Origin of the sequence: Orlajensenia leifsoniae, from assembly GCF_004570845.1 — a bacterium.
Taxonomy (GTDB): Bacteria; Actinomycetota; Actinomycetes; order Actinomycetales; family Microbacteriaceae; genus Orlajensenia; species Orlajensenia leifsoniae.
Genome location: NZ_SPQZ01000002.1, coordinates 439,088 through 462,405 on the forward strand (window position 1 = coordinate 439,088; position 23,318 = coordinate 462,405).

The 23,318-nt window shown below is 68.9% G+C and carries 28 protein-coding genes; 12 read left to right on the forward strand and 16 right to left on the reverse strand.

Features of this window, described 5'->3' with window-relative positions:
* Window positions 1-5: 5 nt before the first annotated feature.
* On the reverse strand, window positions 6-392 hold the full coding sequence (locus E4M00_RS06115; RefSeq protein ID WP_056163012.1) for an SHOCT domain-containing protein: 387 nt from the start codon (window positions 390-392) through the stop codon (window positions 6-8).
* Between the two features lie 265 nt (window positions 393-657).
* On the opposite strand from E4M00_RS06115, the gene E4M00_RS06120 reads away from it, so the two are divergent.
* A complete protein-coding gene (locus E4M00_RS06120; protein ID WP_135119551.1) occupies window positions 658-1,059 on the forward strand; it encodes a DUF7144 family membrane protein in 402 nt (133 codons plus the stop codon).
* A 26-nt stretch (window positions 1,060-1,085) separates the two neighbouring features.
* Here the strand turns inward: E4M00_RS06120 and E4M00_RS06125 are convergent, their stop codons facing one another.
* From E4M00_RS06125 to E4M00_RS06135, 3 genes are all read right to left on the reverse strand, one after another.
* On the reverse strand, window positions 1,086-1,655 hold the full coding sequence (locus E4M00_RS06125; protein ID WP_135119552.1) for a GIY-YIG nuclease family protein: 570 nt from the start codon (window positions 1,653-1,655) through the stop codon (window positions 1,086-1,088).
* Window positions 1,656-1,700: 45 nt separating this feature from the next.
* Complete coding sequence (locus E4M00_RS06130; protein ID WP_135119553.1) at window positions 1,701-1,970, reverse strand: hypothetical protein; 270 nt, start codon at window positions 1,968-1,970, stop codon at window positions 1,701-1,703.
* Window positions 1,971-2,063: 93 nt separating this feature from the next.
* Window positions 2,064-2,651 carry a histidine phosphatase family protein gene (locus E4M00_RS06135; protein ID WP_135119554.1) on the reverse strand — a complete coding sequence of 196 codons (588 nt, stop codon included), beginning with the start codon at window positions 2,649-2,651 and terminating at the stop codon, window positions 2,064-2,066.
* 31 nt (window positions 2,652-2,682) lie between these two features.
* Between E4M00_RS06135 and E4M00_RS06140 the strand changes: the two genes are divergently transcribed.
* Entirely contained in the window at window positions 2,683-3,210 is a 528-nt protein-coding gene (locus E4M00_RS06140) for a nitroreductase/quinone reductase family protein (protein WP_135119555.1), read from the forward strand.
* Between the two features lie 131 nt (window positions 3,211-3,341).
* Window positions 3,342-4,520, forward strand: coding sequence for a coiled-coil domain-containing protein (locus E4M00_RS06145; protein WP_135119556.1), 1,179 nt, complete (start codon window positions 3,342-3,344; stop codon window positions 4,518-4,520).
* Here E4M00_RS06145 and E4M00_RS06150 read toward each other — a convergent pair.
* Entirely contained in the window at window positions 4,517-5,272 is a 756-nt protein-coding gene (locus E4M00_RS06150; protein ID WP_135119557.1) for a hypothetical protein, read from the reverse strand. The genes E4M00_RS06145 and E4M00_RS06150 overlap by 4 nt on opposite strands.
* Before the next feature lie 111 nt (window positions 5,273-5,383).
* Between E4M00_RS06150 and E4M00_RS06155 the strand changes: the two genes are divergently transcribed.
* Entirely contained in the window at window positions 5,384-5,968 is a 585-nt protein-coding gene (locus tag E4M00_RS06155) for a hypothetical protein (RefSeq protein WP_135119558.1), read from the forward strand.
* Window positions 5,969-5,990: 22 nt separating this feature from the next.
* Here E4M00_RS06155 and E4M00_RS06160 read toward each other — a convergent pair whose 3' ends face one another.
* A complete protein-coding gene (locus tag E4M00_RS06160; RefSeq protein WP_135119559.1) occupies window positions 5,991-6,773 on the reverse strand; it encodes an oxygenase MpaB family protein in 783 nt (260 codons plus the stop codon).
* Between the two features lie 54 nt (window positions 6,774-6,827).
* Between E4M00_RS06160 and E4M00_RS06165 the strand changes: the two genes are divergently transcribed.
* Window positions 6,828-8,003: a glycoside hydrolase family 3 N-terminal domain-containing protein gene (locus tag E4M00_RS06165; RefSeq protein ID WP_135119560.1), complete on the forward strand. Its 1,176-nt coding sequence runs from the start codon at window positions 6,828-6,830 to the stop codon at window positions 8,001-8,003.
* Here E4M00_RS06165 and E4M00_RS06170 read toward each other — a convergent pair.
* From E4M00_RS06170 to E4M00_RS06180, 3 genes are read right to left on the reverse strand one after another with little or no spacing between them, the layout of a single operon-like run.
* Window positions 7,968-8,639, reverse strand: a complete 672-nt coding sequence (locus tag E4M00_RS06170) for a TMEM175 family protein (RefSeq protein WP_135119561.1) — start codon at window positions 8,637-8,639, stop codon at window positions 7,968-7,970. The genes E4M00_RS06165 and E4M00_RS06170 overlap by 36 nt on opposite strands.
* Window positions 8,636-9,688 carry an FUSC family protein gene (locus E4M00_RS06175; RefSeq protein WP_135119562.1) on the reverse strand — a complete coding sequence of 351 codons (1,053 nt, stop codon included), beginning with the start codon at window positions 9,686-9,688 and terminating at the stop codon, window positions 8,636-8,638. Before E4M00_RS06175 ends, E4M00_RS06170 begins: the two co-directional genes overlap by 4 nt.
* A gap of 9 nt (window positions 9,689-9,697) precedes the next feature.
* Window positions 9,698-10,810: a winged helix DNA-binding domain-containing protein gene (locus tag E4M00_RS06180; protein WP_135119563.1), complete on the reverse strand. Its 1,113-nt coding sequence runs from the start codon at window positions 10,808-10,810 to the stop codon at window positions 9,698-9,700.
* 121 nt (window positions 10,811-10,931) lie between these two features.
* On the opposite strand from E4M00_RS06180, the gene E4M00_RS06185 reads away from it, so the two are divergent.
* Window positions 10,932-12,530: an ABC-F family ATP-binding cassette domain-containing protein gene (locus E4M00_RS06185; RefSeq protein WP_056162975.1), complete on the forward strand. Its 1,599-nt coding sequence runs from the start codon at window positions 10,932-10,934 to the stop codon at window positions 12,528-12,530.
* 134 nt (window positions 12,531-12,664) lie between these two features.
* Here E4M00_RS06185 and E4M00_RS06190 read toward each other — a convergent pair whose 3' ends face one another.
* The 3 genes from E4M00_RS06190 to E4M00_RS06200 are packed head-to-tail and all read right to left on the reverse strand — an operon-like array spanning window position 12,665 to window position 14,036.
* Window positions 12,665-13,519, reverse strand: coding sequence for an SURF1 family cytochrome oxidase biogenesis protein (locus tag E4M00_RS06190; RefSeq protein WP_135119564.1), 855 nt, complete (start codon window positions 13,517-13,519; stop codon window positions 12,665-12,667).
* Window positions 13,516-13,740 (reverse strand): hypothetical protein, encoded by a 225-nt coding sequence (locus tag E4M00_RS06195; RefSeq protein WP_135119565.1) that lies wholly within the window; start codon window positions 13,738-13,740, stop codon window positions 13,516-13,518. The genes E4M00_RS06190 and E4M00_RS06195 overlap by 4 nt, the downstream gene beginning before the upstream one ends.
* Window positions 13,737-14,036, reverse strand: a complete 300-nt coding sequence (locus E4M00_RS06200) for a DUF3099 domain-containing protein (RefSeq protein ID WP_135119566.1) — start codon at window positions 14,034-14,036, stop codon at window positions 13,737-13,739. Before E4M00_RS06200 ends, E4M00_RS06195 begins: the two co-directional genes overlap by 4 nt.
* A 111-nt stretch (window positions 14,037-14,147) precedes the next feature.
* On the opposite strand from E4M00_RS06200, the gene E4M00_RS06205 reads away from it, so the two are divergent.
* Window positions 14,148-14,858: a beta-ketoacyl-ACP reductase gene (locus tag E4M00_RS06205; protein WP_056162965.1), complete on the forward strand. Its 711-nt coding sequence runs from the start codon at window positions 14,148-14,150 to the stop codon at window positions 14,856-14,858.
* A 14-nt stretch (window positions 14,859-14,872) separates the two neighbouring features.
* On the opposite strand, the gene serB is transcribed toward E4M00_RS06205, so the two are convergent.
* Window positions 14,873-15,538 carry a phosphoserine phosphatase SerB gene (gene serB, locus E4M00_RS06210; RefSeq protein WP_135119567.1) on the reverse strand — a complete coding sequence of 222 codons (666 nt, stop codon included), beginning with the start codon at window positions 15,536-15,538 and terminating at the stop codon, window positions 14,873-14,875.
* The gene (gene glgC, locus E4M00_RS06215; protein ID WP_135119568.1) at window positions 15,535-16,779 is read right to left on the reverse strand and encodes a glucose-1-phosphate adenylyltransferase; all 1,245 of its coding nucleotides are present in this window, start codon (window positions 16,777-16,779) and stop codon (window positions 15,535-15,537) included. The genes serB and glgC overlap by 4 nt, the downstream gene beginning before the upstream one ends.
* A gap of 96 nt (window positions 16,780-16,875) precedes the next feature.
* Between glgC and glgA the strand changes: the two genes are divergently transcribed.
* From glgA to E4M00_RS06230, 3 genes are all read left to right on the forward strand, one after another.
* Entirely contained in the window at window positions 16,876-18,060 is a 1,185-nt protein-coding gene (glgA, locus tag E4M00_RS06220) for a glycogen synthase (RefSeq protein ID WP_135119569.1), read from the forward strand.
* 35 nt (window positions 18,061-18,095) lie between these two features.
* Window positions 18,096-18,878, forward strand: coding sequence for an ABC transporter ATP-binding protein (locus E4M00_RS06225; protein WP_135119570.1), 783 nt, complete (start codon window positions 18,096-18,098; stop codon window positions 18,876-18,878).
* Window positions 18,879-19,029: 151 nt separating this feature from the next.
* Entirely contained in the window at window positions 19,030-19,281 is a 252-nt protein-coding gene (locus E4M00_RS06230; RefSeq protein ID WP_055818496.1) for a type B 50S ribosomal protein L31, read from the forward strand.
* 108 nt (window positions 19,282-19,389) lie between these two features.
* Here E4M00_RS06230 and E4M00_RS06235 read toward each other — a convergent pair whose 3' ends face one another.
* Window positions 19,390-19,635, reverse strand: coding sequence for a three-helix bundle dimerization domain-containing protein (locus tag E4M00_RS06235; RefSeq protein WP_135119571.1), 246 nt, complete (start codon window positions 19,633-19,635; stop codon window positions 19,390-19,392).
* Between the two features lie 179 nt (window positions 19,636-19,814).
* On the opposite strand from E4M00_RS06235, the gene E4M00_RS06240 reads away from it, so the two are divergent.
* Window positions 19,815-20,342: a hypothetical protein gene (locus E4M00_RS06240; protein ID WP_135119572.1), complete on the forward strand. Its 528-nt coding sequence runs from the start codon at window positions 19,815-19,817 to the stop codon at window positions 20,340-20,342.
* A gap of 35 nt (window positions 20,343-20,377) precedes the next feature.
* Here the strand turns inward: E4M00_RS06240 and E4M00_RS06245 are convergent, their stop codons facing one another.
* Window positions 20,378-21,685, reverse strand: coding sequence for an APC family permease (locus E4M00_RS06245; RefSeq protein ID WP_135119573.1), 1,308 nt, complete (start codon window positions 21,683-21,685; stop codon window positions 20,378-20,380).
* A gap of 177 nt (window positions 21,686-21,862) precedes the next feature.
* On the opposite strand from E4M00_RS06245, the gene E4M00_RS06250 reads away from it, so the two are divergent.
* Window positions 21,863-23,314: an SLC13 family permease gene (locus tag E4M00_RS06250; protein ID WP_135119574.1), complete on the forward strand. Its 1,452-nt coding sequence runs from the start codon at window positions 21,863-21,865 to the stop codon at window positions 23,312-23,314.
* The last annotated feature ends 4 nt before the right edge of the window (window positions 23,315-23,318 follow it).

Here is a 23,318-nt window from a genome sequence, read left to right on the forward strand (position 1 = left end):
GCTCCCTACGCGCTCGCGAGCGACTTGGCCTTCAGCTGCTCGTACTCGGCCGGCGTGATCGCGCCGGAGTCGAGGAGTTTCTTCCCGGCCTCGATCTCGGAAGCCGCGGAGGACGGCGAGCCGGCTACTGAACGGATGTACTCGTTGGATGCTTCCGACGCCTGCTGTGCGCGAGCCGCGCTGCGCTGCGCCATCGCCTGTCCGCGGGCGACCAGGTAGATGAGGGCGGCGAGGAACGGGGCGAGGATGAGGAAGATCACCCACAGAGCCTTCGCCCAGCCGTTGAGTTCCTTGTCCTGGAAGAGGTCGACGATGATCCGGATGAAGATCACGATGCAGGCGACCGCGATGTAGAACCAGAAGAACCAGACGAAGAAGTCCCAGATGGTCATGGCATGTCCTTTCGAAGCGGGAAGTCGAATACTTCCTCGTCGCCTCGAAGCTATGACCAGCGTCCGGTGGGGCGCATCACCCGATCCGGATGATGTGACGGTTGCTCAGCGGCCGTCCGCCGAGTGCGCCGACTCATCCCATCCGGGTGATGCGTCCACTCGTCGATGCTCGATACCGTCGAGGTCGAAGCGGGACTGAACGCCCGCCTCCCGTTCCGCTCGTCCGGGCTGGACGGCGGTGGACCTCGATGACAGCGGGTGGATCATGAGTGACAGCAGAGCAGTGACCGGTTGGGTGGGGTGGATCGGATTCGCGGGAATCATCCTCATCCTCAACGGCATCTTCAGTGCAGTGCAGGGAACGGTGGCGGTCGTCGGACCGAACTCGTACTACGTCGTGACGGGTGACGGACTCTTCCTCTTCGACGTCGCCGGCTGGGGATGGTGGAACATCATCATCGGCCTCCTGTTGATCTTCACGGGAATCGCGCTCTTCGTCGGAGCCACCTGGGCTCGCGTGATCGCGATCATCTTCGCGTCGTTGAGCGCGATCGGACAGCTGTTCCTCGTTCCGGCGCAGCCGTGGTGGTCCATCCTCGTCATCGCGCTGAACATCCTCGTGATCTACGCGATCAGCGCGCACGGCCGTGAAGTGAAGATGGACTGAGGCGCAGGCGACACCCCTCTCGGAGGTCAGCCGCGCAGCGCCAGCAGCGCGCTGAGCCAGCGGGCGTGCGCGTCCCAGGGGTCGATGCCGCCGCGCACGATGTCGATGTGCTGCAGCAGTGCGTCGTGCGTGTGGAACCACTCGCCGCCGTTCACCTGCTGCGACGCGAACTGGGCGTGGCGTCGCTGCTCGAGTCGGCGATCGCCGCGTTCGAACGCCAGGACCTCATCGTGCGGCAGGCTCGCTATCCGTCTTCGGGGATTGGCCGACGTGCCGATCTTGATCAGCTCACCGAAGCGGATGTAGTAGACGACGTCGAGCCGCGGAGGAGGGAACTCCCCGTCGGGGCTCTCGCCGTGACGCCACTCGCAGATCGCGCAGAGCCACCCCGAGGGATAGCTCACCCCGAGCCTGGAGCCGCAGGCGAGGCAGGGGCTGGGGAGTACGTCGGTGACGCCGACCTTGCGCGCGGCGAGGTCGGCTGCGTCCAGCAGGTGGTGTTCGCACAGATTGAGGGCGGCATCCGTCGCCACCAGGCCCGAACAGCCCGACCCGTCGCTGAGCGTGATCCCGCATGACCGGCCGATGGATTCCATGACGATCACGCTAGGCGCCGCCGCCGACAGCCTTGTGTGAGACCGTCACCGGATGCGGGTCGCCAGCGGATCGACGCGCCCGCGCCGCGGCCGCCTCACCATCCCGATCAGGCCGTACAGCAACCCGGGGACGCCTACGGCGAGGAGGATGGCGCCGACGGCGGGCGTGAGCCATTCGGGGATCGTTGGAATGAGGTGAGAGGCGACGGATGCGGCCGCCAGCAGCAGTGCGCCGGTGAGGGTGAAGATCAATCCGAGCACGGCGGCGGCCGCCAGCGCGGCACGATCCGGCACCGATTCGGGTTCGGTGGTCATGTCGCCACGCTATAGCTGAGGCGCTCTCAGCTCTCGACCCCAGAACGGGGCGTTGACTCGGGGGGGGGGGCGAGCGGCGACCCGGACGTCGACTCAGGCGTCGACGCCGACCGCGACCTCGATCGGAGTGCGGCTGATGAAGCTGATGTCGGAGTCGGTCACGGCGAACTCGGTGATCGAGCCGTTGCCCGCCGACCCGGGGAAGACGTCGGGCGCCGTGGTGTGGCGGGTGAGGCCGTTGATCACGCCGCCGTGACTGGTGACGATGACTGTCCCCGTCGATTCGGCGGCGATCCTGCGCAACGCCGCCATCGACCGCTCCAACACGGCGGGGCGGGGTTCGGCGCCGGGAACGACTCCGTCGGCGTAGAGATGGCGGACGTCCTGCCAGACAGCGCCCTCAGCCTCGCCGTACTGCATCTCGATGACGTCGTCCTCCGTCTCCACGGCCGGACCGTCGATGGCCGCAGCGATGATGGCCGCGGTCTCGGCCGCACGACCGAGCGGACTGGTGATGATCCGGCTCGGCTCGGCACCGCTCAGAAGCTCGGCGGCGGCGCGGGCCTGGGCGCGTCCCAGTTCATTGAGCGGGACATCGGTGTGGCCCTGCACCCGGCCGGCCCGGTTCCAATCGGTCTCACCGTGGCGAACGAGCAGGACACGGGTGGGCGTGGAGGTCATGGTTCGAGCCTATCCGGAGCAGAATGTGAGAATGGCGAGCCTCCTCGACGTCACGCGGGCCGCAGTTGCGCCGCTGACCCGCACCGGCCTGTTCCGGCGCACCGCACCGACCCTGCTGCCGCCGCTCGAGCGAGCCACGGCCTGGCTGAGTCGGGGCCACATTCAGCTGAGCGGCCTGCTGGTGCCGTCGCTGGTGCTGCACACGACGGGCGCCAGATCGGGGCTCCAGCGCGACGTTCCGCTGATGTACTGTCCGGACGGCGAGATCTGCATCGTGGCCGGAAGCAACTTCGCGCGGGAGCGGCATCCGGCGTGGACCGGCAATCTGATCGCGCATCCGGATGCCGCCGTGAGCATCAGGGGACGACGGATGCCCGTGCACGCCGAGCTCATCGGTGACGATGAGCGCGACGCGGTCTGGGCGCGCATCGAGCGGCAGTGGCCCGGGTACCGCGCCTATGAGCGCGGATCCGGCCGCACCGTGCGGTTGTTCCGGCTGCATCCGGTGCCGGCGGATGCGGCGGACGACGACGCGTCAGGAGCAGTCACCGAGAGGTGAGAGCAGCCCACTCGCGCCGCGCCGCTCGACCTGCGGAGCCCGGAGCAGGCGCGACGTAGCCTCGAAGAGAGCGGCGCCGGCCGCGCGTCGGGTGCGCCTCGAGTGCCGACGGGACTGCGGGAGGGGGAGCGATGCGTCTGAGAACAGGGGTCATCGCCGCCGTGGCCGCCGCCAGCCTTCTCGCGCTGACCGTCGTCCCTGCTGCATCCGCCGAGGACTACCCGACCTGGGACGAGGTGGAGGCGGCGCGCTCGAGTGCCGCGGCCACGAGTGCCGAGGTCGACCGCATCTCCGACTTCATCACCTCGCTCACCGCGGAGTCGGCCCGCCTCGGGCGGATCACCATCGAGAAGGGTGCCGCATACACGGTGGCGAAGGCTGAGCTGGATGCCGCGACCCGGCGCGCAGACGTGTTGGTGACCCAGCGCGACACGGCCGTCGCCGAGGCTGCTGACGCGCACGATCGCTATGGCGCCATCGTGTCGCAGCTCGTCGTGTCGGGCGGCACCGAGAGCCTGACCGTTCAGCTGCTGCTCGACCACTCCTCCGACACCGACCTGCTCTACCGGCTGGGCGCGATGACCAAGCTGACCCAGCAAGCCGCCGGACTGGAGGACAGGGCCGAGAGCCGCAGCAACGAGGCCGACGCCCTCAGCGCGCAGGCCGCCGTTGCTGAGAAGGAGCGCGACAAGCTCGCCGCCGCCGCGCAGACGGCACTCGAGGAGGCCCAGGCCGCAGAGCAGGAGGCGGGCGCACGACTCGCAGCGCAGAAGGAGGCGAGCGCGACGCTGCAGGCGCAGCTCGCCTCGCTGACGGCGCAGGCGGCCGACGTCGAGAAGCGCTACACCGAGGGTGAGGCGGCCCGGAAGGCGGCAGAGGCGGCCGCAGCAGCTGCCGCGGCCGAAGCAGCAGCGGCGGCTGCGGCGGCAGCCGAGGCCGCTGGCGACGGCGGCGGCGGAGGCGGGGGAGGTGCGACCCCGATCTACACCGGGGACGTCGACTCGGACCCGGGTGCCGCCCAGGCGTACGCCGCGGGTGCCATCGGAGCCTACGGCTGGGGCGGAGACCAGTTCGGCTGCCTCCAGCGACTCTGGAACAAGGAGTCGGGCTGGCGCGCCGACGCCTACAACGCCTCGAGCGGAGCGTATGGTATTCCGCAGTCCCTCCCCGGCGAGAAGATGGCGTCGGCAGGCGTCGACTGGCGCACCAATGCTGGGACGCAGATCAACTGGGGCCTCTCGTACATCGCCCAGCGGTACGGATCTCCCTGCGGTGCCTGGGATCACTCGGTCGTCTGGAACTGGTACTAGGTCGCCGGCGGCACGCGCAGGGCGTCGACGGCATCGTCGCCGCGGAGCTCGGCCATGCGCGCCACGATGCGATCCGCGACCTGGGGCGTCAGCGAGGCGCAGACGATGCTGTTCGGGCCGATCGACTCCAGCCCTGCGGCACGCACCCTGATGACCTCCCAGCCGACCTCGGCGAGGGCGTCGTCCTTCTCGCGGTCCGAGGCCTCCTTCAGGCCGAGGTGCGCGCGCCGGGATCGGCCGGGATCGTCGTACTCGATGGCAATGCGCAGCGCCGGAACGAGGATGTCGGGCCACACCTCCTGCTTGCCGTAGAACATGCGGTTGACGCGCACCGTGTTCACGCCGCGCGGCACACGGATGCGCTCCTCGAGCAGGGCTCGAAGGCGCTGCTCGGTGAGCGAGGTGCGGGTGCGCAGGCCGGCGTTCATGGAGGCGACTCCGCCGTCGCGCGCGACCGTCGGCGCCTCGGCGTTGCGGATGCACTTCGGGCAGCTCGGGCCGGTGAGGACGTCCATCACGCTCGCCTGGTAGCGGTCGTGACCGCGGGCGCACTGCCACGCGAATTCGGCTCCGAGGCGGGTCTCCACGGCGACGGATGCCCGCGCGGGAGGGGCCGCGCGCGACACCAGTTCGCCCCGAGTGCGGTGCGTCTCGTGCAGCAGCATGCACAGCGGACAGGAGCGCCGGAGCGCGATGGAACCGGGTTCGGTGGGCGCTGCGCCATGGCCGCAGGCGAAGCTCACAAGGGTCATGCGGGCAGCGTAACCCGGGCCGCCGACATGCCCCGAGGCGTCCTTGACCTCCCCCCGTGCGGGGCACACAATGGCAAGGCGACCCGAGCGCATCCGACGAGAAAGGTCACCATGTCAGACACCCAGCAGGCCACCTCCGAGACCGGGGCTCCGATCGCCGCGTCGAGTTCGGTCGGCAGCCGGTCGCTCGATGAGACGACTGCGCTTCCGACCTTCGACTCCGAGTCGTCAGCGGCGTCTGCGCCTGCCGAGGTCGTCGCGGTTCCTGCGGCATCCGTCGGCGCGTCGAAGCCGGGGAAGAAGCCCTTCTCGTGGTTCCAGGACCAGCCGATGCGTCTCACCCTCGTCGTGATCATCGGCGTCGTCGCGCTGTTCTTCGCCTTCGGCCTGCTCATCATCTTCAGCCCGAGTTCCGCCGCGGTCTCGGCCCTCGCCGTGATCGCGACGCCCGTCGCCTCGATGGTCGCGGCGTACTACGGCATCACCCTGAGCATGCAGCAGGTGCGTGACGAGCGTCTGGAGCGCGCCGCCGCCGTGCAGCGTGCCGAGGAGGCCGAGACCGCAGCACAGGAAGCCGATGTCTGGGCTGCGCAGATGGAGTCGGGACTGCGGGTGGCCAAGGTCAAGCTCGACGCCGCCGGCGTGCGCACGGACGACGTGGAGAAGGCCGCCGGGGTCGACCCCGAGTTCTTCTGATCGACCGATCGACCTGGCCCGGTCAGCCCCCTCTGATCCGCGCAAGACTGCGTCGCTGCGGCCATTCGCGCAGCGAGCGCGGAAGCCACGGCCACACCGCGCCCGTGAGAGTGAGAGCCCGACGGAAGCGTCGCTCCGCCCGCGGCGTCCAACGCACGCGATAGGCGGCGCGCACCGACGGCGGCAGGAGCCCGGCCGTGACGAGCCTCGCGAGAGGCATCGCGAGCCCGAGCGGGGCCGGCAGGGAGCGGGCGAACATCAGCTCGCGCGAGACCGCTAGGACGTCGGCGTCGACGGAGAGTCGCGGGAGCATCCCCGCCCAGTACACGGAGAACGCTGCCCGATCGACCGGCCACTGCCCCCGCGGCAGTTGGAGCCTCGTGCCCAGCTCGGCGTACGCGGCGTACAGGGCGTCGGCCTGCTCGGCCTCCAGTGCGCCGAACAGTTCCTCGTGCACGACGACAGCCGTGTCGTAGAGGGTCGCAGCCACCCACAGCTGGAGCTCCGGGTCGTAGGCGCTGTACGCCGGCGCATCACCGCGGGCGTGGCCGCGCACGGGGGAGTGCGCGCGGTTGACCAGGCGCACCGCCCGCGCCCTGTCGTCGTCGGTGCCGTAGACGATCGCGTAGGCGTAGGCGAGAGTGGCCCACAGCCTGTCGAGAGGTCGCTCGGCGAAATCGGAGTGATTCACGACGCCACGCCCGACCGGCGGATAAGCGAGCTGCAGCAGGATGGCGCGCGCTCCGCCGGCGATGAGCACGCCGTCACCGGCGAAACGGGGCAGGTCCGTCGCATCCGCTGGCATGCTCCAACGCTACGCGGTCAGGTTGTTCGGATGCCGCGCGCTTAGAATTCCCCGGTGGTCGGGACGCTGGTACGGACGACGGCGCTCGCTCTCGCGGTCGCCGTCTGCCTCGTCGGCTGCGCACCCTCGGGAACACCGGCACCGACGCCGTCGGGAAGCATCGCGGCCGAGGTCCCGCGCCGGGTCGCTCCCGACCCCGTGACCATCGAGGCACGCAAGCGGTTGGCCGCCATGAGCCTCGAACAGCGCATCGCGAGCATGCTCATGCTGCATTTTCCGGGCACGGATGCCGCAGCCATCGCGGCGCAGACCGTGCAGTACGCGCCCGGCGCCATCATCCTCATGGGCGACAACACGGCGGGCGGCACGGCCGGCGTGCGGGCCATCACTGCTGCAGCCGACGCTGCCACCGACCTCCCGCTGCTCGTCGCCGTCGACCAGGAGGGCGGAGAGGTCAGCCGCATCGCCGAGGACCCGTCGCCCGGTGCCGACGCGCTCCGCGGACAGCCGGCATCCGTCACCGAGCAGGCCTTCGCGGCGCGCGCCGACGTGCTGGCCGATGCCGGGATCTCGGTGAACTTCGGCATCGTCGCCGATGAGACCGATGATCCGAACTCCTTCCTCGCCGGTCGCGTGCTCGGCACCGATCCGGCCTCGGCCGCCGAGCATGTGGCCGCCGCAATCGCGGGCGAGCAGGGTCGGGTGCTCAGTACGTTGAAGCACTTCCCGGGGCACGGCGCTGCTCCCGGCGACTCGCACAGCTCGATTCCGACGACGGCGGAGTCATTGGCGGACTGGCGCACGACGGATGCTGTTCCGTTCCGCGCCGGTATCGACGCCGGCGCCGAGCTGGTCATGTTCGGCCACCTCGAGTACTCGGCCGTCGATCCCGGACCCGCATCGCTGTCACCCGTGTGGCACCGCATCCTGCGCGATGAACTCGGCTTCGACGGCATCGCGATCAGCGACGACATGGGCATGCTCGACCACTCGGGCGTTCCGGCTCTGGCGGACCGGAGCGAGAACGCGATCGCGGCGATCACCGCAGGCTCCACGATGGTGCTCTACGTGCCGTCGCCCGATGCCTCCGGCGCGGCGGGCGCCTTCGATCCCGACGCCCTCGTCGCCGACGTCGCCGCCGCCGTCCGTGCCGGTCGGATCCCTGCCGAGACGATCGACCGGGCGGCCATGAAGCTACTCCGAGCGCGGATCGGGCTCGAGGGCGTCTGAACCCGCGGGAGGGGCCACCCCGCCGCTGAGCAGCCGCGACAGCGGCGAGTCGAACGCGTAGGCGACGAACGCCCACGAGCCGATGAAGGGTGCAGCGATCACGACGATCGCGCCGAGGATGACAGCGCTCAGCGCATCGCGCCGGCTGCGCGCGGCCTCGACCGGGCTGAGCCCCTCGATGAGTCCGCTGCCCGGCGCGGCGGCGCGCAGCCAGAGCAGGTAGCCGAACAGCACCACCCAGAAGAAGTTGACCGGCAGCAGCGTCTGGCCGAGGGCGAGGCCGCCGAACCGGCTGTCCAGGCTCGTGGTGAACGGGATGAGCACGACCCCGAACAGGCGCAGGGTGTTGAGCACCAGCATCGTGCCGTCGACGTGCACGATGTACTCGAACTGCCGCACATGGATGCTCCAGAGCAGGCACAGCAGGAAGAAGCTGATCGCGAAGCTCGAGATGGAGGGCCACATGCCGACGAGGCCGTGCCAGAGTTCGGCATCCGTCGTCGCGCCCGACAGGTCGTTGACCGTGAGGTCGAGCACCAGCAGGGTGGCCGCGATGGCGAACACCCCGTCGGTGAAGGCCTCGAGCCTGCGGGTCGAGACCGTCGCGGTGCGGGGTCGTGCGCGTCTGCGGATCATTCGGCGCCCACGATCTCCTCGTGAACGCGACGCAGGTCCTCCATCAGCGACCCGATCAGCACCCAGTGCTCGGCGTGCGGGGTGAGGATGCGCAGGGGAGCGGTGAGCAGGGGAATGCCCTCGGTCTTGGCGTCGGGCTCGATCGGGGCGTCGTCATCGGCCCGCACCAGCAGGCGCAGGTCGTGCGCCGCCCGCTCCAGCTCGTCGACGATGGGCTCGACCGTCGGCTCGTCGGGCAGGCCGGCGTCGTAGTGGTCGTGCACGGCGCGGGTCATGTTGAGCGACCGGGTGACCAGCGGGCCCATGCGGGCGAACAGGGCGGCGTCGGCGTCGAGGGCGACTCTGTAGCGCTGCTGCCGCGGGTTGAAGGCCAGCGACTCGTCCGCGTCTTTCAGGGCCTCCTGCGCCTTGGCCTGCATGGGCCGCAGCAACCTGGCGGTCAGCAGGATCTCCTGCAGCTGGGCGTCGGTCTTCGGGGTGCGGAGGGCGTCGGCGAGGCGCTCGAAGGTGGCCGCGATCTCGCTCCCGAGGGCGATGACGGCGGCATGCGCCGGCGCGAGCAGCACCGGTGGCACGACCAGGATGTTGACGATCAGCCCGACGGCCGCGCCGATGAGAGTCTCGATGATGCGGGCGAAGGCGTAGTCGGGCGTGGCGGCGCCGATGGTGAGCACCAGCATCACGCTGATCGGGATCTGGTTCGCCGATCCGGGCGTGAGGCGGAGTGCCCAGCCCACGAAGATCGCCACGACGATGGCCGCGAGCACGACATAACTGTCCTGGCCGAACACCACGCCGATGCCGAAGGCGATGATCACGCCGGCGATCACGCCGAAGCTGCGCTCGAGGGCGCGCCCGACGGACTGGTTGACGCTCGGCTGGACGACCAGCAGCGCGGCGATGGCGGCGAACACCGGCACGGTTCCCGGAATCACCAGCTCGGCGATGATCCACGCGAGCACTGTGGCGATGGCCGACTTCGCCACCTGCAGCAGCGGGATGCGCGCGCTCGACCGCAGCCGTGCGGTGAAGCGTGCGGGGCCGGTCACTCTGTCAGGCTACTGCGCCACCACGTGCGGCCGATCGAGGAACGCGGCGTAGCGAGCCGACGCGCGGGTGATCGTGCGTGCGCGCGCGGTCGTGAGAGAGCCCTCGACGAAAAGTCGCGGCTCGACGCCGACGCCCTGCCGCGATGTCGAGCGGCGCCAGGTGCCGATCACCCGGCCCGCCGCCACGATGGTGGGCTGGAACACCCCGTTGGCACCGGGCACAACGGCGTCCTCGTTCTCGGGGTCGATGAACGCGCGCCGGTCGGTGTAGCCGAGGTAGTACTCGTCGAAGCCGGGGAGCAGGTGCACGGATGCCGCGAACGCGCGCTTCTCGGCATCCGTCGCCGTCGTCACCTCGGCGTCGGATGACACCCACAGGCCGGCGTCGTCGTCGTACGACACGACGCGACCGTCGGTGCACGCGATCTCGAGCCCGCGCCGGGAGTCGGCGAGGGTGAGCTTGCTCCAGCCGGCGAAGTCGCGCACCGTGGCCGGACCGTGCCCGCGCAGATAGCGGCTCACGAATTCGGCCAGGGCCTCGTCGCGGTCGAGCGATCGCGGCTCGGCGATCCAGCGATCGCTCGGCACCAGCCGTTGCACGCCGTCGCGCACGGGGCCCCAGCACCAGAACCCCGTCTGGGCGAGGTGGGCGATGAGGTGGTAACCGCGCTGGCCCGTCGGATCGACGTCGTTCTCGACCAGCAGCGTCATGACCTCCTCGCGGGAGAGGTCGTCGGCGGCATCGAGGGCATCGCCGAAGACCGAACGCACCCTGTCGAGCAGTGCGTCGTCGATGCCGAGCTGCACGCGGCGAGTCGCGGCCTGCGCGAGCATCCGTGGCCCGGTGAGCGAGAGCATCCAGCCGAGATCGACGGCCGGCACGGCGAACAGGGTGCCGCGCATGGTCCACGCCCGCACCAGGTCGCCGCTGTCGAAGGCGGCGAGCACGGCGGCATCCGTCACCCCGGAACGGATGCCGACACCCCAGCGGGCGGCCGCGAAGTCCTGCGCCTGCACGGCCAGCATGCGCTCGAGCACTCCCAATGGGGTGTCGGTGCCGCCGATACCGTGCGCCGCGAGGCGCAGCCTGAGGAGCTCACGTTGCTGGGAATCCGCCGCCATAGTGCCTCAGTATCGCGCAGGGGACCGACAGCGGAACAGGCGACGGGTCTGCTGCGTTTAGACTGGGTGGCTGCGCCTCTCGCGCGACTTCCCCAACTTTCTCCGACCGAAGGGTTCCCCCGTGCTCGCCGTACACGACCTCGAGATCCGCGTGGGGGCGCGCGTGCTGATGCAGGACGTGAACTTCCGGGTCTCCGACGGAGACAAGATCGGTCTGGTGGGTCGCAATGGAGCGGGCAAGACGACACTGACGAAGACCCTCGCCGGGGAGACCCTCCCCACCGGTGGTCGTATCGACCGCACGGGCGAGATCGGCTACCTGCCGCAGGACCCGCGCTCGGGTGACCCCGAGGAGCTGGCCCGCACGCGCATCCTGAACGCCCGCGGCCTCGGTTCGCTGGTGCAGGGCATGCACGAGGCGACCCTGGCCATGGCCAGCGAGGACACCGCCGTCAGCGAGGCCGGCATGAAGAAGTACGGCACTCTCACCGACCAGTTCCAGGCGCTCGGCGGCTATGCGGCCGAGGCCGAGGCCGCCTCGATCGCGTCGAACCTCAACCTGCCCGATCGCATCCTCGAGCAGCCGCTGAAGACGCTCTCGGGTGGTCAGCGTCGCCGCATCGAGCTGGCCCGCATTCTCTTCTCGGATGCCGGCACCATGATCCTCGACGAGCCGACGAACCACCTCGACGCTGACTCCATCGTGTGGCTGCGCGACTTCCTCAAGAACTACAAGGGCGGCTTCATCGTGATCACCCACGATGTCGAGCTCGTGGGGGAGACGGTGAATCGCGTCTTCTATCTCGACGCCAACCGCACCGTCATCGACATCTACAACATGGGCTGGAAGCACTACCAGCGCCAGCGTGCCGCCGACGAGGAGCGCCGCAAGAAGGAGCGCTCCAACGCCGAGAAGAAGGCCGGCGTGCTGCAGATGCAGGCGGCCAAGTTCGGCGCCAAGGCGTCGAAGGCGGCTGCGGCTCACCAGATGGTCGCCCGCGCCGAGAAGCTGCTGTCAGGTCTCGAGGAGGTGCGTGCGGTCGACCGCGTCGCCAAGCTGCGCTTCCCGACGCCCGCCCCCTGCGGTCGCACGCCGTTGCAGGCCTCCGACCTGTCGAAGAGCTACGGCTCGCTCGAGATCTTCACGGCCGTCGACCTGGCGATCGACCGCGGCTCCAAGGTCGTCATCATCGGCCTGAACGGTGCCGGAAAGACGACCCTGCTGCGCATCCTCGGCGGAGTCGACCAGCCGGACACCGGCCAGGTCGAGCCCGGCCACGGACTGCGCGTCGGCTACTTCGCGCAGGAGCACGAGACCATCGACGTGAAGGCCACGGTCCTCCAGAACATGGTGTCGTCGTCGCCGAGCCTGACCGAGACCGAGGCCCGCAAGGTGCTCGGCTCGTTCCTGTTCACCGGCGATGATTCCCACAAGCTGGCCGGCGTGCTCTCCGGTGGCGAGAAGACCCGTCTCGCCCTCGCGATGATCGTCGTCTCCGGCGCCAACGTGCTGCTGCTCGACGAGCCCACGAACAACCTCGACCCCGCCAGCCGCGCCGAGATCCTCGACGCGCTCGCACACTTCGAGGGTGCCGTCGTGCTTGTCTCGCACGACCCCGGAGCCGTCGAGGCGCTGAACCCCGAGCGCGTGCTCATCCTCCCGGATGGCGTCGAGGACCACTGGAACGCCGAGTACGCCGACCTGATCGCGCTGGCGTAGGTCTCAGTCCGAACGCTCCCGCTCGCAGAGCGACGGGAGCGAAGCGAGCGCCGTGAAGCGAAGGGAACCGAGCGTTCGGTCTCCTCGGCTTCGCCGCAGCCGCCCCGCGTCTGTGGCTCTGCCATCGGAGAGGATCAGCGCGCTGCGGTGTGCTCCGCGTCGAGGATCTCATCCTCGACGGCGGCGTCGGTCTTCGCCTTCTTCGCCCGGCGCCGCTCCCGCTCGAGGGCGCGTTCGCGCTCTTCGGGATCGTCGGCGTTCAGCATCCGATACTCGTTGCGCACGGCCCAGCCGAAGCCGATGAAACCGAGAAGCGCGAAGACGAACCACTGGAACGCGTACGACAGGTGCGGGCCCTCGTCGAGCGCCGGCTTCGCCGCCGCCGCGGGACGGCTCTCCGGAGCGGGCACCTCGGAGTCCAGGAGACCGTACGCCCCCGTGTAGGTCGGCTCACCGACGAGCTCGGCCATGTCGGCGAGTTCGATCGTCGCCACTTCGTTGCCGGATGCGCTCCGCCCGGCGAGGCGCGGTTCTCCGGCCTTCAGGCGCGCGACGACGGTCACCTCACCCGACGGCGCCTCGGGAACCACGTCGGGTGCATCCTGTTGCGATCCCGTCGGCAGCCAGCCGCGGTTCACGATGAAGACCGTGCCGTCGGCGAGCTGCAGCGGGGTGAGCACCTCGAAGCCGGGGCTGCCGTCGCGCGGTCGGTTGCGGGCGAGGCGCTGGTCATCCGTCAGGTAGACGCCCGTCATCGTGACGGGCAGGTACTTCTGCGAGATGTCGAAGGAATCCAGCTCGGGCAGGGCGTCGTCGAGCGGCACCGGCTCGGCACTCCAGTTGCTCTCGACGCGGTCGATCTCGGCCAATGCCTCAGCGCGGCGGGCGATCTGCCAGAACCCGAGCGACACGCACACCAGGGCGAAGACGACGACGAGGGCGAGGTAGCCGATCCATCGTCTGCTGAAGGCGAAGGACCAGCCGGTCACGCGTCGGCTCCGATCTCGATGGCGCTGACGGTCAGCGGGAAGTCCCGGGCCGCGAGGAATTCGCGCAGGTAGTCGACGTGCTCGTCGCACGCCAGCCAGGTCTTGCCCCGATCGCCGGTGTGGATCCGGGGGTTCCGCCAGTCGATCCGCCAGGACGCGGTCGCATCGCAGCCCGCGCGGGAGCACGCGTGCACCTCGGGTGCACCGCCCAATCCGATCACTCGTTGTCTCCGGGTCGTGTCGTGCCGTCTTCGGACCGCGGCGCGAGCTCGATGCTGCCCGGGCGCAGCACAGTGCGTGAGCGGGGATTGATCTTCACGTTCGCAACGACGACGGCGATGTAGGGGAGCACGATGGCCCCGACGGCGAACACCCACAGCCACGGTCCGCGGGCGAACAGCAGCGCGACCACGCAGAGCACGCGGATCGTCATCATGATCGAGTACTTGATGACTCGAGCGCGACGTTCCGCATCCGGGGAGGCCGGAAGGCTGGTGATCGAGGAGGGCTGTTTCATTCCTGGCCGAACCGCGGGACCCGAGTGTCGCCGCTGCCTCCAGCCTACGCGGGCTCACGGGTGCTTTCGTCCTAGGCTGGGGGAGTTGTCAGCGAGAGAAGGAACCATTCCATGAGCACTCCCCGTACAGTCCTCGTCACCGGCGGAAACCGCGGCATCGGCTTCGCCATCGCGGAGGAGTTCGTGCGTCAGGGTCATCGTGTGGCCGTGACCGCCCGCTCCGGCGCGGGGCCCGAGGGCACGCTGACCGTGCAGGCCGACGTCACGGATTCGGCATCCGTCGATGCCGCCTTCACCGCCATCGAAGCCGAGCTCGGCCCGGTGGAGGTCGTGGTGGCCAACGCCGGCATCACGCGGGACACCCTGCTCATGCGCATGAGCGACGAGGACTTCGAGACGGTCATCGACACCAACCTCACCGGCTCGTTCCGGGTGGTCAAGCGTGCGTCGAAGGGGATGCTCAAGGCGCGCTTCGGCCGCATCGTGCTGATCTCGAGCGTCGTGGGCCTCTACGGCGGCCCGGGTCAGGCGAACTACTCGGCCTCGAAGGCCGGACTGGTGGGCTTCGCCCGCTCGATCACGCGCGAACTCGGTGCCCGCGGCATCACCGCCAACGTCGTCGCTCCGGGCTTCATCGAGACCGACATGACGGCCGAACTCCCCGAGGCGACGCAGGCCGACTACAAGAAGTCGATTCCGGCCGGCCGCTTCGCCACGCCCACCGAGGTCGCGAAGGTGGTCGCCTGGATCGCGAGCGACGACGCCGGGTACATCTCGGGCGCTGTGATCCCCGTCGACGGCGGCCTCGGGATGGGCCACTAGAGCCCTCCGCTCGCTCAGCCCCGGAGACCCAGAAGCGCGAGCACCTGCGACAGGTCGGGCACGTCGACGGCGACGTTGGCGCGCAGGCGCACCAGCGGCTTCGCGTTGAAGGCGACCGAGAGCCCGGCGACGTCCATCATCGCGAGGTCGTTCGCTCCGTCGCCGATGGCGATGGAGCGGTGCGCGGGAACGCGGTGAGCCGAAGCCCACTCCTGCAGCGCGGCGGCCTTGGCGTCGGCGTCGATGATCGGGCCCACCAGCCCGCCGGTCAGGCGCCCGTCGACGACCTCGAGCCGGTTCGCGCGCCACTCGTCGAGTGCGAACGAGACGCCGATCGGATCGAGCAGCTCGTGGAAGCCGCCCGACGCCACGCCGACGACCCCGCCGGCCTCGTGCACGCCGGCGATGAGGTCGTGCACGCCGTCGGTCGGACGGATGCGGGCTCCGACCTCGGCGAAGACGCTCTCGGGCAGCCCGGCGAGGGTCGCGACGCGCTCCCGCAGGCTCTCGGCGAAGTCGAGCTCGCCGCGCATCGCACGCTCGGTCACCTCGGCCACGAGGTCTCGTGAGCCGGCGGCATCCGCCAGTAGTTCGATCACCTCGTCCTGGATGAGGGTGGAATCGGCGTCGAGCACCACGAGGAGGCGCGCGTCGCCGACGCGCGGTGCGGCATCCGTCATTCCGCGGTGACCCGCGTTCCCTTGCCGACGACGGTGATGCCGGAGTCGGTCACGGCGAAGCCGCGCGCGACGTCCTTCTCGTGGTCGATGCCGATCTGGGCTCCCGCCTCGACGACGACGTCCTTGTCGAGCACCGCGCGGATGACCTGGGCGTCGGACTCGATGTGAGCGCGCTCGAAGATGATCGAGTCGACGACCTTGGCGCCGGATCCGATGGTCGACCACGGTCCGAGCACGCTGCGCTCGATGTGGGCACCCGAGATCACGGATCCGAGCGAGACGATCGAGTCGATCATGGTGCCGAGCGAGCCGCGGGCGTCGCGCACGAACTTCGCGGGCGGGGCGTTCAGCTGCTGCGTGAAGATCGGCCAGGCCTCATTGTAGAGATTGAAGACGGGCAACGCCGAGATCAGGTCCTGGTGGGCCTCGAAGAACGAGTCGATCGTTCCCACGTCGCGCCAGTAGTACCGATCGCGATCGGTGGAGCCGGGAACGTCGTTGCGCATGAGGTCGTAGACGCCGGCCGTGCCGCGGGCCACGAAGTCGGGGATGATGTCGCCGCCCATGTCGTGGCTGGAGTTGGTCCTCTCGCCGTCGCGCAGGACGGCGTCGATGAGGGCGTCGGTGTTGAAGACGTAGTTGCCCATCGAGGCCAGGACCTCGTGAGGGGCATCCGCGAGCCCGATGGGATCGCTCGGCTTCTCGCGGAACGCGGCGACGCGGGTGGCGTCGTCCTCGTCGACCTCGATCACGCCGAACTGGTTGGCGAGTTCGATGGGCTGACGGATGGCGGCGACAGTCGCCTCGGCACCGGAGTCGATGTGCGCCTGCACCATCTGGGAGAAGTCCATGCGGTACACGTGGTCGGCGCCGACGACGACGATGATGTCGGGCTTCTCATCGTGGATGAGGTTGAGGCTCTGCAGGATGGCGTCGGCCGATCCGCTGAACCAGCGCTTGCCGAGGCGCTGCTGGGCGGGCACCGAGGCGATGTAGGAGTTGAGCATGCCCGACAGTCGCCAGGTCTGCGAGACGTGGCGGTCGAGACTGTGCGACTTGTACTGGGTGAGCACGACGATCTGCGTGAGCCCGGAATTGATGAGATTCGAGAGGGCGAAGTCCACGAGGCGGTAGTGCCCTCCGAAGGGAACAGCGGGCTTGGCCCTGTCCTCCGTGAGGGGCATGAGCCGCTTGCCTTCTCCGCCGGCCAGCACGATGCCGAAGATCTTCGATGACTTCATGGCTCCACAGTAGTGTGGCTCGGCTGGTCGCGGCATGCCCTTGCCGATGCGCGCCGACATCTGTATCAAGGCCGACGGATGCCCTAGCGTTGCAGCATGCGCGTCGACCTGCTCACCCGTGAATATCCGCCGGAAGTCTATGGAGGAGCGGGGGTGCACGTCGCCGAGTTGGTGAAGGCGCTCCGCGGAGACACCGAGGTGCTGGTGCGCTGCTTCGGCGCCCCCCGAGACGAGCCCGGCGCGTTCGCCTATGGCACGCCTGTCGAGCTGAGCTCCGCGAATCCCGCGATCACGACCCTCGGCACCGACCTCGCTATGGCGCAGGATGCCGCAGGGGCGGATCTCGTGCACTCGCACACCTGGTACGCGAACGCTGCCGGGCACATCGCGAAGCTGCTGCACGGCATCCCGCACGTCGTCACGGCGCACAGCCTCGAGCCGCTGCGTCCGTGGAAGGCCGAGCAGCTCGGCGGCGGCTACGCGGTCTCGAGCTGGGTCGAGCGCACGGCGTTCGAGGCGGCGGATGCCGTCATCGCCGTGAGCGGCGGGATGAGGCGCGACATCCTGCGCTCCTACCCGGCCATCGATCCCGACCGCGTGCACGTGGTCTACAACGGCATCGACCTCGACCGCTGGAAGCCCGTGCACGACGAGACGACCGTGCGCGCCCTCGGGATCGATCCCGATCGCCCCTCGGTGGTCTTCGTCGGGCGCATCACCCGGCAGAAGGGCCTGCCCTACCTGCTGCGGGCCGCACGGATGCTCCCGCCCGAGGTGCAGCTCGTTCTGTGCGCCGGAGCTCCCGACACCCAGGCCATCATGGACGAGGTCAGCGGCCTCGTGCGCGAGCTCCAGCAGGAGCGCACCGGCGTCGTGTGGATCGACCGCCTGCTTCCGCAGCCCGAGCTCTCCGCCGTGCTCACCGCCGGCACGGCCTTCGTCTGCCCGTCGGTCTACGAGCCCCTCGGCATCGTGAACCTCGAGGCCATGGCCTGCGGGCTTCCCGTGGTCGGAACCGCCACCGGAGGCATCCCCGAGGTCGTCGACGACGGCGTCACCGGACGCCTCGTCCCCATCGAGCAGCTCCAGGACGGCACCGGAACCCCCATCGATCCCGAGCGCTTCGTCGCCGACCTCGCCGAGGCCCTCACCGCCGTCGTCAGCGATCCCGAGGCGGCAGCACGCATGGGCGCTGCTGGACGCGATCGGGCCGAGCGCGAGTTCGGTTGGGATCGCATCGCGGCGAGTACGCGGGAGATCTATGCCAGCCTCATCAGCTGACCTGAACGCCTCCCGCTGACGGATAGCATTGCTGTATGCCGAACGTTGTGCAGCTGTCAGACGTCTCCGTCATTCGTGACGGAAAGCCCATCCTCGACTCGGTGACCTGGTCCATCGACGACGATCAGCGCTGGGTCATCCTCGGCCCGAACGGAGCAGGCAAGACCACGCTCCTGCAGATCATCGCCGCCATGCTGCACCCGACGAGCGGCACCGCCGAGATCCTCGAGGAGCGCCTCGGTGCGGTCGACGTCTTCGAGCTGCGCCCGATGATCGGCTTCGCCTCCACGGCCATGGCCCGCAAGCTCCCGCGCAACGAGACCGTGCTAAACGTCGTCATGACGGCGGCCTACTCGGTCACCGGCCGCTGGAACGAGGAGTACGAGGAGATCGACTCCCGCCGCGCTCAGCGCGTGCTGGCCGAGTGGAAGCTCGATCACCTGGCCGACCGCACCTTCGGCACCCTGAGCGACGGCGAGCAGAAGCGCGTGCAGATCGCCCGCTCCGTGATGACGGATCCCGAACTCCTGCTGCTCGACGAGCCAGCCGCGAGCCTCGACCTCGGAGCCCGCGAGGAGCTGCTGCAGCTCCTCGGCGGCTACGCCCGCGAGGCCACGTCGCCCGCCTTCGTCATGGTCACCCACCACGTCGAGGAGATCCCGGTCGGGTTCACGCACGTGATGCTCCTCGCCGACGGCAAGGTCACCGCATCCGGACCCCTCAGCGAAGCCCTCACCTCGGAGAACCTCACCGAGACCTTCGGCCTTCCGATCGAGGTCACCGAGATCGACGGACGCTACGCGGCACGCGCGGTCTGACATCCGCTGCACGGAGGCAGCTCACAGGGCGATCTCTGCTAGACTCGGTAGCTGGCCCTCGTGGCCTGAGTTTTTCGCCGTGCGCGGCGTTACCCGTGGTTTCCACGATCTCAACACAATTCCGTTCCATTCGAAACACAAGGACTCTTCAATGAAGACTGACATTCACCCCAAGTACGAAGCGGTCGTCTTCCGCGACCTCGCGTCGGGCAAGTCGTTCCTCACCCGGTCGACCGTCGGCAGCGCCAAGACCGTCGAGTGGGAAGACGGAAACACGTACCCCGTCATCGACGTCGAGATCTCCTCGGAGTCGCACCCGTTCTACACGGGCAAGCAGCGCATCATGGACTCGGCCGGTCGCGTCGAGAAGTTCAACCAGCGCTTCAAGAACTTCGGCAAGTAAGCATCAGCTTCAGCCCGGACAGGAGGCCCTCGCCATCGGCGGGGGCCTCCTTCTCGTTAACCTGAAGCACCCCTCGAAGGTGAGGGCTCGACGGGCGCTCTCCGCGGGTCAGGGTTCGAGCCCCGGCGGCACGTAGAGGGTGCCGTCCGAGGCATTGGCGAACTCGCTCCGGATGCGGTCGCGGGCCTCGTGCTCGACGAGCACGGGCACGAAGTCGCGGATGGGATTGCCGTCGAGGTTGTGGTGCTCCTCGTCGACCACCTTCTCGACGACATCGGGGTCGACCTCGGGGAAGCGGTCCTCGAGTCGCTCGACGACCTTCTCGACAGCGGCGTTCTCTTCGTCGGCGTTCATTGCAGCAGTCAACGCCCGCGCGCGGGCGCGGGCAAGCGAACATCCGGTGAACGGATGCGGGTGCGAGGCCCGCAGCCCATCGATGGCCAAGGGTGAGTCGCCGCCCTAGACTGCGGTCGACGGCGGACCACACCCTGCCAGACCGGCACCGGAGCCGCTGCGAGAGATGGGAGCTAGACATGGTTGACCAGAACTACATCGCAATCGCTGCGCAGTACGACGACGAGGACACGGCGGCAGCGGCCTTCGAGGCTGTCAGTGCCCACTTCGCGAAGACGCCGAAGCGCGAGGTGTTCGATGCCGCTTTGATCAACCGGGGGCTGGGTGGTGAGGTCGCCATCGCTAAACGGGACGAGAGTGGGAAGCACCGCGGCACCAAGAAGGGCCTGGGCGTCGGCCTCGCGACTGGCCTCGCTGTGGCCCTGTTCCCGGCTGTGGCGCTCGGTGGAGCCCTCGTGGTCGCCGGCGGCTCAGGAGCGGGTATCGGCGCGATCGCCGGGCACATCGGACGGAAGACCCCGTCGAAGAACCTGGAAGCGATCAGCGAGACGTTGGACGCCGGCAGCGGCGGTATCGTTCTCGTCCTGGAGCCCGACGACGTCGCCGAGGTGGAGAAGCTCTTGACCGGTGCTGCGAAAGTGACGAAGAAGGACCTGTCCGTAGACGACAAGGAACTCGATGACGAGGTCGACGAAGCCTACGAGTAGGCCTGAGTTCCATCCTCGTCCGCTGATCGGCGCGCTCAGGAACCGGCCTGCTCGCGCGGATCGGCGGCCTCGCGATTGGTTCGCGTCCGCTTCCACAGCAGGTCGACGAGGACGGCGAGTGCGATGATCACCACGAGCGCGATCGCTGTCGCCGGCTCATTCACCAGCGTCGTCGTGCAGAAGACGATCAATGTGCCCAGCGTCGCGATCAGTCCGATGGCGAGCACGATGACGCTGGCACCCGTCTCCCGGTAGAGACGGAAGTGTCCGACGGAGACTGTCGAGAAGACGAGCAACGCGACGGCACTTCCGATCGAGGCGATGCTCGTCAGGTCGAAACCGACGACGAGGATGCTGGCGAAGGCCGCCATGACCAGGAGACCGACAGGGAACCGTCCGACCGAGCGACCGAACACGGGCGGGAACTGCCCGATCGAGGCGAGGTGGCGCGTCATCCCGATGGAGGGATAGAGGCCGGCGTTCACGGCACCGGTCGTCGACAGCAACGCCGTGATCACCATGAGCACGTAACCTGCCTGTCCCAGTGTCGGCTTGGCGGCTTCAGCGATCGCCGTGGCACCGTACTCGACCACCTGGTCGGCGGTGAGGGTGCCGAAGACGCCCAGCGCCACGGCCACGTACACGGTGGTGGCGATGGCCAATGCGAAGTAGATGGCTCGAGGAAGCTGGCGGGATGGGTTCGGCAGATCCTTGGCAGTGAAGGTGATGACGCCGAAGCCGAGGAAAGCGAAGAACGTGAGCGCGACGCTGGCGATGATCTCCCGCACTCCGGGGTAGTCGCTCGGGGCGAGCAGGGCCGGATCGAGGTTCACGATCGTCACAGCGGCGAAGACGACGAGGATCGCCAGTACCAGCGTGACCAGGAGGGACTGCACCCTGGCCACCGCGGTCGAGCCGACGGCATTCAGGCAGCCCATGACCACGATCAGCAGGACGCCCAGCGCCTTCGCCCAGCCTGCGTCTCCGCCGGCGACCACCGAGCTGGCGTACCCGCCGAACGACGATGCGATCATGGCGACGACGATCGATCCGGCCGTGAAGAACAGCCAGGCGCCGATGCCGGCGATGTGACCCTCGCCGAACCCTTTCGAGAGGTACGTCAGCAGGCCGCCGCCGGAGGGGTACCTCGCGCCGAGCTTCGCGAACGAGTAACCCTGCAGGCCGGCGATGGCGCCGGCGATGAGGAACGACAGCCAGACGGCTGAGCCGGCGACGGCGCCGGCTGCACCGAGCAGGGCGAAGATTCCGGCGCCGACCATCGAGCCGACCCCGATGAATGTCGCCTGCAGCACGGTCATGCGCTTCTGCGTTCCAGCCGCCATGGCGCGTCCCCTCGTCGTGGCCCATGATGCTCCTGGCGGCGTGTGCCCGGCAAGCGGCGGTCGAAAACCCGTCCTGTCCGGCTCTTCCCTTCGACTACTCGGTGGGTGCATTCTTATCCCAGCGTGCGCAGTGTTGCTCCACGCAGGTGCTGGTTCCGTCGAAGCAGGGGGACTGTCATGGAAACCGTATCGATCATTCTCCAGGCAGTCGTCGTCGTGGGCGCGATCGCCATGGGCGTTCGCACCGGGGGCCTGGGTCTCGGGCTCTGGGGTGTCGTCGGCACCGTGATCCTGGTGTTCGGATTCCACCTTCCGCCCGGGTCCATACCGGTCGACGCGTTCTTCATCATCATCGCCGTGATCACGGCGTCCTCGGCGATGCAGGCGGCGGGCGGCATCGACTACCTCGTCGCGATCGCGTCGAAGATCATCCAGCGCAACCCGAAGCGGCTCACCTACGTTGCCCCGCTCGTCGCGTTCGTCTTCACGGTGCTCTCGGGCACCTCGAACATCTTCCTCGCACTCATCCCGGTCATCTACGAGACGTCGTACCGGAACGGGCAGCGCCCCGAGCGAGCGCTTGCGGCGTCGACCGTCACCTCGGGGCTGGGCATCACGGCCAGCCCGGTGTCGGCCGCCATGGCCGCATACATCGTCCTGATGGACGGCACCGGATACGGCCTTCCGCAGATCCTGCTCATCACGATTCCGGCGGCCATCGTCGCCTGCATCGTCACCTCGTTCGTGCAGCAGCGGATCGGCAAGGACCTGCTCGACGACCCGGTGTACCTCAAGCGGGTCGAGGCCGGGACCGTCGTGATGCCGGCGGCCCTGGCCGCGCGCTACGAGGCGAAGGTGGGCGCGGCGTCGAGCGGGACCGCGGCCACGAGCACGGCGGGGACGCCTGGCTCTCGCTCCGGCGCCGCGAAGACGGAGGACGCACCTCCCGCTCGGATCGAGCATCCTGTACCTCCGGGCGGCGCGATCTCCGCCTACATCTTCGTATCCGGCACGCTGCTGATCGTGCTGTTCGGCCTGTTCCCCGGCCTCCGACCGGCGTTCCCCGATGAGGAGGGCGAAGTCGTCGCGATAGGGATGACCACGATCATCGAGATGGTCATGTTCACCGTCGCCCTCGCGATCATCCTCGCCCGACGGGTCAAGCCGAGCCTGGTGGTGGAGCAGCCCCTGCTGAAGGCCGGTTTCGTGGCGGCGGTGGCGTTGTTCGGAATCGCGTGGATGGCCGACACGTTCATCTCCGCGAACGAGGAGACCATCATCGAACCGCTCGGCGCGATGATCGAGGCCAACCCTCTGCTGCTCGCTGTCGCCCTCTTCATCGTCTGCGGCCTCACGACGAGCCAGTCGGCGACGACGAACACCCTGATCCCGATCGCGCTGGCCGCTGGACTCGCCCCTGGCATCATCACCGCGATGTGGCCGTCCCTGATCGGTGTCTGGCTGTTCCCGGCGAATGGCTCCCAGATCGCCTCGGTCGAGACGGACCTCACGGGATCGACCAAACTCACCCAGGTGCCCGTCTGGCATTCGTTCACGATCCCGATGCTGGCGTCGTGGATCGCTGTCGTCGCGGCTGGTCTCCTGATCCAGCTCGTCGTACCCGCCTGATCCG